The organism is Rhizobium sp. PEPV16, assembly GCF_008919455.1.
GTDB classification, from domain to species: domain Bacteria; phylum Pseudomonadota; class Alphaproteobacteria; order Rhizobiales; family Rhizobiaceae; genus Rhizobium; species Rhizobium leguminosarum_Q.
On the sequence record NZ_VSZV01000320.1, the window covers coordinates 25,314 to 37,914 of the forward strand.

Sequence of the window (12,601 nt, forward strand, 5' to 3'; positions counted from 1 at the left end):
GGGCAAGCCCGAGGATCTACGACCGAGGGTACGGCGTCCATGTTGGTACTGACTGGATGGCTGCAGCCGGCCGGATCCACGCGCCGTGCTTGCACTGACGAAACGACCGCGAACCTACGCTCTCAATTGAGCACGCGCAGCAGCCCAGGCGAATCCAGCGAGAAGGCGGGGATGTCGACATCGAACATCTCGCCATCGTCCGTTTCCATCTGGTAATGGCCGAACATCAGCCCTGAGGGCGTGTCGAGCGGGCAGCCGGAGGAATATTCGTAGGTGTCGCCGGGGCTGAGCCGCGGCTGCTCGCCGACGACGCCGGGGCCGGTCACCTCGTCCACCTGGCCGTTCTGGTCGGTGATGTTCCAGTAACGATTGACCAGCCGAACGGCTATGTTGGAATTGTTGCTGATGACAATCCGGTAACCCCAGACATAGCGATCGTCTTCCGGATCGGATTGCTCCTCCAGATAGAACGGCTCGACGACTACTTCGATCTCTCTTGTGAGGGCGCGATACATGCCTTGCACCTTAGTCAAGATATGTTACCCGTATCTTATAAGAGGCCCTGCCCGTCAAGAAACGGAACAATTATCATCGCTGAAATGGCTGTGATCCGAAGGCTTTTCGATCGTTAAGCCTAATTGTCAGTGTTAATTCGGTTTCGGAACGCCGCGGCGAGCGAACTTGTTCCCCCGGTCTCACCTTGGTGAGATCCGGCCTCACCCAGTGAGGTCCGGCACGGCCTCACCTTGGTGAGATCCGGCCGAACCCGGGTGGGGTCCGGCCGCTCTGGCTGTCGATCAGGCCGAAACCTTGGCAAGCGCCCGCGCGAAATCCTCGATCAGGTCGTCTGTATCCTCGATGCCGGCCGAAAGGCGGACCGTGCCCGGAGAAATGCCGAGTTCGGCGCGCGCCTCTTCGGTCAGGTTCTTGTGCGTCGTCGTTGCCGGATGGGTGATCAGGCTCTTGCTGTCGCCGAGATTGTTGGAGATCTTGATGATCTCGAGCGCGTTCTGCAGCGCGAAGGCCGCATCCTTGCCGCCCTTCAGCTCGAAGGCGACCAGCGTCGAGCCGCCGGTCATCTGCTTGGCGATGATATCGGCCTGCGGATGGTCCTTGCGGCCGGGATAGATCACCTTGGCGATCTTGCCTTGCTCGGCCAGGAAATCGGCGATCTTTGCCGCATTCTCCGTCTGCTGGCGCACGCGCAGCGGCAGCGTCTCAATGCCCTTCAGCAAAGTCCAGGCGTTGAACGGCGACATCGCCGGCCCGGTATGGCGGAAATAGTCGTGCAGGTTCTCGTCGATCCATTCCTTGTCCGAAAGCACGACGCCGCCGAGGCAGCGGCCCTGTCCGTCAATATGCTTGGTGGCGGAATAGACGACGATATGGGCGCCGAGCTCCAACGGCTTCTGGAAGAGCGGTGTGGCGAAAACATTGTCGACGACGACCTTGGCGCCGATCTGGTTGGCGAGCTTGGCGACGCCTGCGATATCGATCACTTCGAGCGTGGGGTTGGTCGGGCTTTCCAGGAAGAACACCTTGGTCTTCGGCGTGATCGCCTTTTCCCAGTTCGCCAGATCCCGGCCGTCGATCAGCGTGCAGTCGATGCCGTATTTCGGCGCCAGCGTCTCGACGACCCAGCGGCAGGAGCCGAACAGGGCACGCGCCGCGACGATATGGTCGCCTGATTTCAGCTGGCAGAGGATCGCCGCGGTGACGGCGGCCATGCCGGAAGCGGTGGCGCGGGCGTCTTCAGCGCCTTCGAGCATACACATGCGCTTTTCGAACATGTCGTTGGTGGGGCTGCCGTAGCGGGCGTAGATGAAGCCCTCCGTCTCGCCTTTGAAGCGGGCTTCGGCCGCCTCCGACGTCTCGTAGACGAAGCCTTGGGTGAGATAGATTGCCTCGGACGTCTCGCCATATTGCGAACGCAGCGTGCCACCGTGAACGAGTTGGGTTGCCGGGCGCCAGGTCTTGCTCATGCCATCACCTTCACATAACAAAAAAACCGGTCGCAAAAGCAGACCGGTTTCAACCCGGTCTTTTTAGCCACTTGTTTAACGTGGCTGCAAGCCGACCGGCCAAATCACCACGGGATAATTCTGCAATACTGCTGTTAGCTGCTTGCGTCAATTCCCCGAGTTTGGTTTTGTCGGCGGCAAATGATGGATGAGGCATGATGGCTCGCGAAACGGGAATTCTGGCGGATCGCGCGATCTCCGCGCTGTTCGAAACGGGGCGTCTGATCTCCGAACGGGAGCTGGACCGCGACCAGATCCAGCCGGCAAGCCTCGATCTGCGCTTGGGCGCCAAGGCCTTTCGCGTGCGCGCCAGCTTCATGCCCGGCCCCTCGCATCTGGTGTCCGACAAGCTCGACCGGCTGAGCCTGCACGTGATCGACCTCTCCGAGGGGGCGGTGCTCGAAACCGGCTGCGTCTATATCGTGCCGCTGATGGAGAGCTTAGCGCTGCCGGTCGACATGTCGGCCTCGGCCAACCCGAAGAGCTCGACCGGGCGCCTCGATATTTTCACCCGCGTCATTACCGATTACGCCCAGGAATTCGACAAGATTCCATCAGGCTATTCCGGACCGCTCTATCTCGAAATCAGCCCGCGCACCTTCCCGATCGTCGTGCGCCGCGGCTCGCGCCTGTCGCAGATCCGTTTCCGCGTCGGCCAGGCGCTGCTCGGCGAGCCGGAACTTTTGAAGCTGCACGAGAGCGAGACGCTGGTCGCCAGCAAGCTGCCGAATGTTTCCGGCGGCGGCATCGCGCTGTCGATCGACCTTGCCGGAGACAAGGACGGCCTGATCGGCTATCGCGGCAAACACCACACTGCCGTCGTCGACGTCGACAAGAAGGCCGAGCACGACCTCTTCGATTTCTGGGAACCGCTCCACAGCCGCGGCCGCAACGAGCTGATCCTCGATCCCGATGAGTTCTATATCCTCGTCTCGCGCGAGGCCGTGCACGTGCCGCCGGATTATGCCGCCGAGATGACCCCCTTCGATCCGCTGGTCGGCGAATTCCGCGTCCATTATGCCGGCTTCTTCGATCCGGGCTTCGGCCATGCGCCTGCCGGCGGGCGCGGCAGCCGCGCCGTGCTCGAAGTGCGCAGCCACGAGGTGCCCTTCATCCTTGAAGACGGCCAGATCGTCGGCCGCCTCGTCTACGAACACATGCAGGAAAAGCCCGCCAGCCTCTACGGCTCCGGCCTCGGCTCCAACTACCAGGCCCAGGGTCTCAAACTCTCGAAGCATTTCCGCATCTGAGGCTTCCCGGCGGCCGCGACTTGACAGCGGTCCCCATCTGTTGGAAATCTCGCTTCATCGCGGGTGTAGCTCAATGGTAGAGCAGCAGCTTCCCAAGCTGAATACGAGGGTTCGATTCCCTTCACCCGCTCCAGCTGCCCTCAGGCCGTTCGCCGCCTTTTGAAGGGGCTTCGTGATCTTTTATGAAAAGGGTTGCGCGCAGGCATCGGCTCCTACAAGGAGACAGATGGCGCCTCGCCCGCGCGCAACCCCTAGCTTCGCCTTTATCTGGTCTTACTGACGCTCATCTCAATTCCCCCCAATTGAGAACTCACGTAGTCGCCGCGGCGAAGCTTTGCGAATTCGTCGGTAGCTTGTGCCGGTGCGCTCTTGAAAACGTACCATTCACCGTCCGGTTCGCGTTTCTGATAGATCAGGCCGCCCTTCTTGCGGTGGCTGAAGCAGGTGATTGCTGTCGCCGTTCCGGTCTTGGCGTGCCAGTCGGCGTTGAAGCAGAGTTTCCCCGACTCCGTGATGAACCAGCGGCCCGTGCCGAAGGATGGCGAGCCATTTTCCCGCGACCAGGCGGTAAAGCGACGCGCCTTTGCGGAGAAGTAGCCGGCGCCGGCTTTCCACATCCAGGAATTCTGGTTGTAGAGCCGATAGATTTCCGCGCTGCTCATCGGCTTTGCGGTCTCGATCCCCGCAGGCTCATTGGTTCCGGCAGCGGACGCGACCGTGGCGATACCGCTGGTCAGGGCCACGGCCAGGAACATTTTTTGAAGCATGGACATGTTCAGGTTCCTTCTTGTTCAATTGATGCTTGCGCGGACGACCCGCCAGTCGGGGCGGCCATAGCCGTCCGGCCACGGATAGACTTCGCGGTCGTTGAAGTAGATAACGGCGCTGAGCGCCGGGAACTGGGGATAGCGTTTCGTTACACTCTCAGCCCAATTTCGCACGAAGGAATCGCCGCCTTCGTAGCCGAGTTCGGCAACCATGATGGGCTTGCCGTAACCAGCGACACGGGCGTATCCGGGCGCAAGGTGCTCGGCAAACGTCTGGTCACGGCCAGTCTTGTCCCTGTCGTATTGCTCCAGGCCAAAGACCGAGAGCCCGATGAGATCGACGACATCGTTGCCGGGATAAAAGGCTTGAAGCCCCTCATTGCCCTTCGGTGACCACATGTACCTGGCCGTCTTCAGGTGGACCTTGCAGACCTCCACCATCCGGCGATAGGCCTTGGCATAATCGTCGCCTTGCCAATGCGACCAGGAGAACTGGCCGTCGGTTTCGTCCATTTCCTGTCCCCAGCGAATGATGATCGGACTTTTCAGCTTGGCAGCAGTCGAGCAGACGGCGGCCATGTTCGCATCGCGCGAACCGTCCAGGATGCTGTGCAGCAGTTCCTGCGAGGTTTGGCGCGAACCGGTCGACCAGGTCCAGGGCTCGACCGAAATCAACAGGGTGCGGCCACGCGCTTGCGCATAATCGTCGGCGAGGGCGAGCGTGCGCAGATCGACATCTTCCCAGGGCAGGAAGAGGTGTTCGATCTTCGAATTGGGCGAAGCGCCTAAATCTCCGTGCGGATCATAGGCGCCGAACGTGATCGACTCCTTCGTGACGACCGGCATTTTGGTCGGCGGCGCAATGGACGATGTCGTCATTGCTAGCGGCTGCCCTTCGGCAACGCTGCCCAGAGCGGTCGGCAGGACCGCGACTCCCGACAGCAACAGGCCGGTTAACGACAACAGGGCTATTTTGGATGGGCTATGCATTGTGTATTTCCTCCACGCTCGGCCGCACATCCGGGTGAGCGGCATCCGTTCTCAGTTGGATTTCCTCCGGATCGGAAATCCATCGTGGTTTGAAGAAGATCGTGCGCAGGGCGGTCCCGCCCCGGCCTGCACCGGAGGCGGCGTAGCGCTCTTCGAACAGCTGAAGGCGGCCGCTGCCCCAGGCGAGTGCCTCGGTCGCATCCTTTCCGCGCATGACGGTTGCAGCCCCCGGCAACGCGACAAGCGCAAGAAGCACGGTCGCCATCGCCGGACGGTAGAAACGCGGGGCCGCCGCAACAGTATTTTCCTTCGAATGACGCCCGACGATGACCAACAGCAGCGCGCAGTAGATTGCCGCGTTCAGGATGGTAAAGAAGTAACCACCCTTGGAGGCGCCGGCATCGCCGATTGCCAGGGCAGGCAATACCGCCATGAGCGCCAGCACAGCGTAGGGCGCCAGGACACGCACCGGCAGCAGATCGACTTCGGACCGGCCTTTCGGCGTGACGCGGAAATCGACGAAGGAGCCTGTTACACAATCGTGCACCGCAGCCAGCGTGCCGGCGAGCGCCCAGGGCCAGCGGGCGAAGAGAAAGAGCATGCATTCCCAGCTCAGGATCTTGGCGTCGTAGGGGCGGAACGAGCTACTGGCGCGCCAGCGATAAGCCATCACCACGAGAGCGATAGAAAGCGGTGCGAAATGCGCCAGGAAATCGGGATAGGTCACCGTCACGAAATTCTGGCCGCGCACGAGCGCGATGATCGGCAACGCAAACATCAGCAACATAAAGAACGCAAAAAGCGGATACCAGAGTTGCGAAAAGAGGAACTGGAACTTGAGCCGGGCCGGGAGCCGGCCGACGAGGCTCGGCGAGTACCGCAACAGCACCATGACCAGGCTGCGCGACCACTGGAATTCCTGCGTCACGAGATCGCTGAAGGTTCTGGGGCCGTCACCATGGGCGATGGCATCCAGCGCATGCACACCCCGCCAGCCGCCGGCATTCATCATCAATGTCGTCGAATGGTCTTCAGCCAACTCCGGACCGAGGCCGCCGATCTGTTTGAGGGCGACGGTACGTACCGCGTAATGCGACCCTATGCACATCGGCGCCAGGCCGCCATTATAACCGGCTTGGAGAGAGCCATGCATGCTGGCCTCGGCATAGAGCCTTCCACGTGCCGACCAGCTTTCGGAAGCGTTCTTGTCGCAAATGCTGGGGGCCGAGACATAGCCGACCTTTGGATCGGCGAACGGACGCAGCATGTGAAAGAGATAGTCGGGCGCGGGCACATGATCCGCATCGAGTTGCGCCACGAAATCGTAGCGGCTGTAGCCGTAGTGGTCGTAGAAGAAGGTGAGGTTGCCTTCCTTGCACCGCGTGCGTCGGGGCCACGACGTCCGATGATAATCGGATCGCCCCTTGCGGGTCGAGACGAAGACCCCGTGCTTGGAGCACCAGTCGAGAGTCTCGGGGGAAGGGTCTTCGTCGGCAAGCCAGGTGTCGTGTTCCACCTCCTGGGCAAGCATTGCCAGCAGGGTTTCACGGACGACCGAGAAGGGTTCCGCCGGCGCCTTGGTCACGACCATGGCCACTCGACTGCCCGCCGGCAGGCGCAAGGGACCGTTCGGTCTTGCCGCCCGATAGAAGACGACGATGAAATAGGCCGGCAGAGCGGTAACCCAGGCAAGAACGAGGCTCACCGTAATCGTGCCGAAAGCATCGACGTGATGGCGCGGCTCCAGCCACCAGATCCAGAAATAGGCGAAGGCGCAGGCCCATACGGCCGCCGAGAACAGATATTCGGTCCGCCGATGTCCGGTCAGAACCGGGACAAGAAGCGGCTCGTGGGAGGGTTCCGGAGCATGCGTCGCTTGGGTAATCGCAAGTTGGGTCACGCGCGCGCCTCCAGTCCGAAGAACGGAGCCGCCGTCCGCACGATGGTTTCGAGGTCGGAATATCGAGGCTGGAAGCAGAGCGTCTCGCGGGCCAGGCTGGCGTCGGCGTAGAGGCTGGGCGGATCGCCCGGCCGGCGTGGATGGATGACGACCGGGACTTCGCGCCCGGTCGTTTCCTGGATCACGCGCAGGACGTCCCTGATGGAATAACCCCGCCCCGTGCCGAGGTTGACAGCGAGGTTTGCTCCGCCTTTGGCGAGATGGGTGAAGGCCTGAACATGGGCACGCGCGAGATCTGCGACGTGAATATAGTCCCTTATGCAGGTCCCGTCAGGGGTATCGTAATCATCGCCGAATATCTCCAGGTGCGGAATCCGGCCGGCCGCGGCCAGCAGCGCCCGCGGAATGAGATGGGTTTCCGGAACGTGCCATTCGCCAAGCTCGCCGTCCGGATCGGCTCCACAGGCATTGAAGTAACGCAGGGCAACATACCGCAGGCCGTAGGCCGCCGCATAATCGGCGAGCATATGCTCGAAGATCAGCTTGGTCTTGCCGTAGGGATTGATCGGAACCGTCGGCAACGTCTCATCGATCGGCAGCACGGAAGGGACGCCGTAGACGGCGCAGCTCGATGAGAAGATGACGTTTTGAAGCCCCGTCTGCCGGCAGGCATCGATAAGCGACAGTGCACCGCAGACATTGTTATTGTAATATTTCGCCGGGTTTTCCACGGACTCGCCGACATAGGCCGAGGCGGCAAAGTGGATGACGGCATCGGGAGCATATTTCTCGATGACCTCGATCAGGCATGACGTGTCGAGGACGTCACCTTCGACGAAAGGGCCCCAGCGCACGGACGAACGGTTGCCGGTCGTGAGATTGTCGTAGACGACAGGCTCGATCCCCTCCGAGCGGAGGAGCTTGGCGGTCTGGCTACCGATATAGCCGGCACCGCCCGTGACCAGGACCCGGGCCGCATCCATCAGACCGCCTCCAGTTCGCGTGCCGGACGGGTGAGAAGGCCATCGAAATAGTCGATCGTCTGACGCAGGCCGCTCGACAAGTCGATCTTCGGCCGCCAGTCGAGTTCCTGCATGGCAAGCGAAATATCGGGGCGACGCTGACGGGGATCGTCAACCGGCAAAGCGCGATGGATGATTTGCGACCGGGAACCGGTCAATCCGATCACCTGCTCGGCCAGCTCCCGGATCGTGAATTCGCCCGGATTGCCGAGATTGACAGGCCCTGTCAGCGACGACGGTGAGGCCATCATGCGGACCATGCCGCCGATGAGATCATCGACGAAACAGAACGAGCGGGTCTGCGAACCGTCGCCATATATCGTGATGTCTTGCCCCGTCAGAGCCTGAACGATGAAATTCGAGACGACGCGGCCGTCGTCCGGACGCATCCGCGGGCCGTAGGTGTTGAAGATGCGGATGATCTTGATCTCGACGCCGTGCGTGTTGTGGAAGTCGAAGAACAGCGTCTCGGCGCACCGCTTGCCCTCGTCATAGCAGGAGCGCGGCCCGAACGAATTGACGTTGCCCCAGTAGCTTTCGACCTGCGGATGGACGTTCGGGTCGCCGTAGACTTCGGAGGTGGATGCCTGAAGGATGCGTGCGCCGGTGCGCGCGGCCAGCTCCAGAAGGTTGAGGGAGCCCAGCACGCAGGTCTTTGTCGTATGGATCGGATCGGCCTGATAATGCGGGGGCGATGCCGGGCAGGCGAGGTTGTAGATCTCGTCGACTTCCAGATCGAGCGGGTGGACGATATCGTGGGCGATGACATTGAAGCGATCGACTCGCTTCAGATGGGTGATATTGCGCCGCATGCCGGTGGAAAAATTGTCGAGGCAGATCACCTGGTGTCCGGCGGCCAAAAGCGTCTCGCAGAGATGGGATCCGAGGAAACCTGCACCGCCGGTGACAAGAACTCTCTTGGGAGCGTGGTGTATTCCGGATAGACAATTTGCATCACGAGCCGAAGCTTTTACAGAGCGCGCACGAATCCTGCCAAGATAGTTCACGACTACCTCCCGTGTTTTCAGAGTTTGCTATGGGATATTCGATATTTACTTCGACATATCGCGAAACCAAGTCGTTCGATCATGCGAATATTTTATTCGTCCGGTTTTTCTTTTGGAATGAACCGATGCTTATTTAGATACAGCTAAGAAAGACAATTGTCGTTATCCCCACGTCCTGGAAATTATCGCTCCGTACATTTCAGAGCGAAAAGGAATATGATAAACAACTTATGGAGGAGACTCTTCGGGCACTTCCGCTTTTTCAGACGGAGTTCTGCGGAGATTTCAGCCGCAAAAACAATTGCTTTTCTCAATTTCCATGGCTCGGGTCGGGTTATGCGCTGGAGGAATTGGATGGCTACAGGGTCTGAATCCGACGATGATCCTGCCGCGGAACAGGAACGGCCGGCGCATGTGGAGAGGCGGCGCTGGCCGCGTGAACCGGCCATGCGCAAGGAACGCCCACCCCATGCCTCCCCTGCACTCGAGCCGCTGCGATTCTCGACGCAGGACCTGCCACCGACAGAACAATTCCAGGCCTGGCGGGCACATATGGCGCCGCTCGTGGATGTTCATCTGCCGGAGGGAAAATCACCGGAAGACGGGTTCCTCGCGGAGCAGATCGGCTGGCAGCTCGGCGATATCCTCATCGTCCAGCAGCGCGCGCATGCCCACAGATATATCCGCGATCAGGCCATGCTTCGATCGAGCCCCATCGACCATTGGAACGTGGGCCTGCAGCGCAGCGGCCAGGCCTGGACCGAGGTCAACCGTCGTGTCACCGAGACCGCTGCCGGCGAGATATTTTTCATGTCTCTCGGCAGCCCCTATCGCGGACGGACGACCGATACCGAAGCTTTGCTCGTGTTCCTGCCGTATGAGATGCTGGCTCGCGATGCGAGCCTTCTCCAGAGCGCCGGCAACACGGTTCTTTCGGGCAGCCACGCCGAGTTGCTCACGGGCTATCTCACGGGCCTCGAAACGAACCTCGGGAATCTGACGATAGAGGAAGTGCCCCGGATCATCCAAACCATCGGCGATATGGTCGTTGCGGGCGCCGCATCGTCCACAAGGACTGATACCGGTCAAAACCAGGCCAACATGGGACTGATGGAGCGGGCGCACCGCTACATTCACGTCAATCTCCATTCGGAAAACTTGACACCGGACGTGATGTGCCGCGCGTTGGGGATTTCGCGTACTCGGCTTTACCAGCTGTTTGAGGCGAGTGGAGGCGTGCTCAATTATATTCGCAAGCGGCGATTGCTGCAGGCCTATGCGGATCTCAGCAATTCGGCCGACCACAGGCCGATTTCAGAAATCGCAGAAGCCGCCGGCTTCGAGGTCGCCGCCAATTTTACGCGCGCCTTCATCCACGAATTCGGGCTGAGCCCGCGTGAAATCCGAAGGACGATGGCAACCCAACAGCGGCCGGCTCCGGCCCTCCACTCCACGCGGCGTTCCGGAAAAACGATCGGTGATTGGCTGGCCCTGACGGGTTGATCCGGCTCGGGCTGAAATCCAGACTCGAAGTCCGTTAAGCGGCGATCGACGCGCTTGCCGAAGACACAGCGGACTTGATCCACACCCATGGACCTCCGTTCGCAATTGAGGGAATATTTCCCTTCACCCGCTCCATCCCGCAGACCACGCCGACCAAGCTAATCCCCGAAGAACCGGATCGGCTTATATTGCCGATGCGCGATAATCAGGCTGCGGTCGGGCTGGATGATATACGTTTCCTCCACCTGCCGGCCGTACTGGTCGATGAATTCGTGCGGGAAGGCGGAGCCGGGGGGTGATTTGGTGAGTTTGGTGCGCGGCTGGCCACTATAGGTGATGCTGCCGGGGATGGGTTCGAGGCCCGGTCCGTCGTAGCTGACGGTGCTGCATCCCGCGAGAACGAGCGTGCCGATGAGGCCGATGATTGCAGGTTTCATGTCCATCCCTCCAATGCCTGAATAATATCACTCTACGCCTCACCGGATAGAGTTCACGACACGAATGCCCATGCCGCGCTTCAATCCTTCGGGAAGCGTCGCCGGGGGCGCCGTGATCGAGTGGCCGGCGGGACGCGACATCCACCTGTTGATATTAGGGTGAAAATCCGGATCCTCCAGCCGCGATGACGCATCCATTGCCGAAATCGGCGTCGTCTGCTAGATCGGCATCGTCGAAAAAGGCAGGATCGGTTGAGGTAAGCCCGATCCCTTCCGTTGGAGCGTCAAGCGCTCTGGCGAAGCTCTGCTCCGTGCCATGGCACGAGAACCCGCGACGTGATCCGCATGAACATGCGGGATCCCGGCGGCGTGCGGAGACGGCAAATAGGCAGTCCCGGGATTTTTTCGAACGGAGACTGTCATGCACTTGAACCATCTCGATTTCCACGTTCCCGATATTGCTGCCACGGCGGATTTCTTCATCCGCCATTTTGGCCTGAGACTTAAGGATATGCGCGGTCAAAACGGCCTCGCGATCCTCGAAGACGATACCGGCCTCGAAATCGTCCTCAGCCACGCAATCGCAAAATTCGGCACCGCCGATCAGGTGGAGATGGGCCGCCAGACCTATCATGTCGGCTTCATCCTGCCCGAAAGGGCGGAGGTCGATGCGGTCCATGGCGGGCTTGTGGCTGCCGGTGCTGATCTGTCCGGTCCGCCGGCCGCCATGCGTGGCGGCTGGCTGTTTTATTGCACGGCGCCCGGAAACATCCTCGTCGAGATCGGCTGGCGGCCGGGTTAGACGATGCCCAAAAGCAAAGGCCGGCCGCCGCCGTCCGCCCCTCATCCGGCTGCCGCCACCTTCTCCCCGCAAGCGGGGCGAAGGGGATATGCCGCACCCTCTCGGTTCCCCACAAAACTCTCGCGGGGCAGGTCCCCTCGCCCCGTCAGAACGGGGAGAGGGTTAGGGTGAGGGGCAGCCATCGGCGCGAACCGGGCAGCCGTGCCTCGTGCCGAGGTCGGCTCAGAATTCCGTCCAGTCGGGATCCTGGCTCGGCGATGTGCTGCTGCCGGCGCCGAAGGCGTTGGCGATCTTCTGGCCGAGAGCGCGGGCCGGCGAGGCGGCCGGGCGGGCAATGCCGTCGCGGGCGACGCGGACCGGAGCTGCCCTGGCTGCCGGGCGGGCGGCAGCGCGTGGTGCCGTGGCGATTGGCGCACTCGTGGTGAAGCCGCCGGTGCCGGTCAGCCTGAATTGGCCGAGCAGGTTGTTGAGCGCTGCCGCTTCCGTCGCCAGGTTGTGGCTGGCGGCGGTGGATTCCTCGACCATCGCCGCATTCTGCTGCGTGCCCTGGTCCATGGTGTTGACGGCGGTGTTGATCTCCTGCAGGCCGATCGACTGTTCGCGGGAGGCTTCGGCGATTGCGTGGACGTGCTGGTTGATCTCCTGCACCTCCTGGACGATCGCGTCGAGCGCCTTGCCGGTTTCGCCGACCAGCGAGACGCCGGTCTGCACATGCGAGCCGGAAGTGCTGATCAGCGCCTTGATCTCCTTGGCGGCCTTCGCCGAGCGCTGGGCGAGTTCGCGCACTTCTTGCGCGACGACGGCAAAGCCCTTGCCGGCATCGCCGGCGCGGGCGGCTTCAACGCCTGCATTCAAGGCCAAAAGATTGGTCTGGAAGGCGATGTCGTCGATGACGCCGATGA

General features: G+C 61.3%; 12 protein-coding genes, 1 tRNA gene and 1 riboswitch. Of the genes, 4 read left to right on the forward strand and 9 right to left on the reverse strand.

From position 1 onward, the window contains the following. Positions 1 to 122 precede the first annotated feature (122 nt). Together apaG and FY112_RS20415 are read right to left on the reverse strand one after the other, a co-directional pair. Complete coding sequence (gene apaG / locus FY112_RS20410; protein ID WP_025393038.1) at positions 123 to 515, reverse strand: Co2+/Mg2+ efflux protein ApaG; 393 nt, start codon at positions 513 to 515, stop codon at positions 123 to 125. 282 nt (positions 516 to 797) lie between these two features. After that, the gene (locus FY112_RS20415; RefSeq protein ID WP_151519145.1) at positions 798 to 1,982 is read right to left on the reverse strand and encodes an O-succinylhomoserine sulfhydrylase; all 1,185 of its coding nucleotides are present in this window, start codon (positions 1,980 to 1,982) and stop codon (positions 798 to 800) included. A 42-nt stretch (positions 1,983 to 2,024) separates the two neighbouring features. After that, a riboswitch (SAM riboswitch) is annotated at positions 2,025 to 2,103 on the reverse strand. Positions 2,104 to 2,176: 73 nt separating this feature from the next. Here FY112_RS20415 and FY112_RS20420 point away from each other — a divergent pair. After that, positions 2,177 to 3,271 carry a 2'-deoxycytidine 5'-triphosphate deaminase gene (locus FY112_RS20420; protein WP_181018252.1) on the forward strand — a complete coding sequence of 365 codons (1,095 nt, stop codon included), beginning with the start codon at positions 2,177 to 2,179 and terminating at the stop codon, positions 3,269 to 3,271. A 59-nt stretch (positions 3,272 to 3,330) separates the two neighbouring features. Then, positions 3,331 to 3,404: transfer RNA gene (locus FY112_RS20425), tRNA-Gly, on the forward strand. Between the two features lie 130 nt (positions 3,405 to 3,534). On the opposite strand, the gene FY112_RS20430 is transcribed toward FY112_RS20425, so the two are convergent. From FY112_RS20430 to FY112_RS20450, 5 genes are read right to left on the reverse strand one after another with little or no spacing between them, the layout of a single operon-like run. Beyond that, positions 3,535 to 4,044, reverse strand: coding sequence for a DUF995 domain-containing protein (locus tag FY112_RS20430; protein ID WP_151519146.1), 510 nt, complete (start codon positions 4,042 to 4,044; stop codon positions 3,535 to 3,537). Between the two features lie 18 nt (positions 4,045 to 4,062). Next, positions 4,063 to 5,001, reverse strand: coding sequence for a glycoside hydrolase family 26 protein (locus FY112_RS20435; RefSeq protein ID WP_151519153.1), 939 nt, complete (start codon positions 4,999 to 5,001; stop codon positions 4,063 to 4,065). Between the two features lie 19 nt (positions 5,002 to 5,020). Then, on the reverse strand, positions 5,021 to 6,928 hold the full coding sequence (locus tag FY112_RS20440; RefSeq protein WP_151519147.1) for a glycosyltransferase family 2 protein: 1,908 nt from the start codon (positions 6,926 to 6,928) through the stop codon (positions 5,021 to 5,023). After that, positions 6,925 to 7,911: a UDP-glucose 4-epimerase GalE gene (gene galE / locus FY112_RS20445; RefSeq protein WP_151519148.1), complete on the reverse strand. Its 987-nt coding sequence runs from the start codon at positions 7,909 to 7,911 to the stop codon at positions 6,925 to 6,927. The genes FY112_RS20440 and galE overlap by 4 nt, the downstream gene beginning before the upstream one ends. Next, on the reverse strand, positions 7,911 to 8,957 hold the full coding sequence (locus FY112_RS20450; RefSeq protein ID WP_151519149.1) for a UDP-glucuronic acid decarboxylase family protein: 1,047 nt from the start codon (positions 8,955 to 8,957) through the stop codon (positions 7,911 to 7,913). The genes galE and FY112_RS20450 overlap by 1 nt, the downstream gene beginning before the upstream one ends. A gap of 354 nt (positions 8,958 to 9,311) precedes the next feature. Here FY112_RS20450 and FY112_RS20455 point away from each other — a divergent pair, with 354 nt between their 5' ends. Further along, entirely contained in the window at positions 9,312 to 10,460 is a 1,149-nt protein-coding gene (locus tag FY112_RS20455) for an AraC family transcriptional regulator (RefSeq protein WP_017958861.1), read from the forward strand. A 158-nt stretch (positions 10,461 to 10,618) separates the two neighbouring features. Here the strand turns inward: FY112_RS20455 and FY112_RS20460 are convergent, their stop codons facing one another. Next, positions 10,619 to 10,897: a hypothetical protein gene (locus tag FY112_RS20460; RefSeq protein WP_151519150.1), complete on the reverse strand. Its 279-nt coding sequence runs from the start codon at positions 10,895 to 10,897 to the stop codon at positions 10,619 to 10,621. A 421-nt stretch (positions 10,898 to 11,318) separates the two neighbouring features. Between FY112_RS20460 and FY112_RS20470 the strand changes: the two genes are divergently transcribed. Beyond that, positions 11,319 to 11,699 (forward strand): VOC family protein, encoded by a 381-nt coding sequence (locus tag FY112_RS20470; protein WP_043294645.1) that lies wholly within the window; start codon positions 11,319 to 11,321, stop codon positions 11,697 to 11,699. Between the two features lie 222 nt (positions 11,700 to 11,921). On the opposite strand, the gene FY112_RS37935 is transcribed toward FY112_RS20470, so the two are convergent. Beyond that, positions 11,922 to 12,601: methyl-accepting chemotaxis protein (locus FY112_RS37935; protein ID WP_246700713.1), on the reverse strand; the 680-nt coding region annotated here is incomplete at its 5' end.

Excerpts from the sequence above, each read along its gene's own strand:
- FY112_RS20470 (WP_043294645.1), top strand. The coding sequence starts at position 11,319 with ATGCACTTGAACCATCTCGATTTCCACGTTCCCGATATTGCTGCCACG.
- FY112_RS20420 (WP_181018252.1), top strand. The coding sequence starts at position 2,177 with ATGATGGCTCGCGAAACGGGAATTCTGGCGGATCGCGCGATCTCCGCG.
- FY112_RS20415 (WP_151519145.1), bottom strand. The coding sequence starts at position 1,982 with ATGAGCAAGACCTGGCGCCCGGCAACCCAACTCGTTCACGGTGGCACG.
- FY112_RS20455 (WP_017958861.1), top strand. The coding sequence starts at position 9,312 with ATGGCTACAGGGTCTGAATCCGACGATGATCCTGCCGCGGAACAGGAA.
- apaG (WP_025393038.1), bottom strand. The coding sequence starts at position 515 with ATGTATCGCGCCCTCACAAGAGAGATCGAAGTAGTCGTCGAGCCGTTC.
- FY112_RS20430 (WP_151519146.1), bottom strand. The coding sequence starts at position 4,044 with ATGTCCATGCTTCAAAAAATGTTCCTGGCCGTGGCCCTGACCAGCGGT.
- FY112_RS20460 (WP_151519150.1), bottom strand. The coding sequence starts at position 10,897 with ATGAAACCTGCAATCATCGGCCTCATCGGCACGCTCGTTCTCGCGGGA.
- galE (WP_151519148.1), bottom strand. The coding sequence starts at position 7,911 with ATGGATGCGGCCCGGGTCCTGGTCACGGGCGGTGCCGGCTATATCGGT.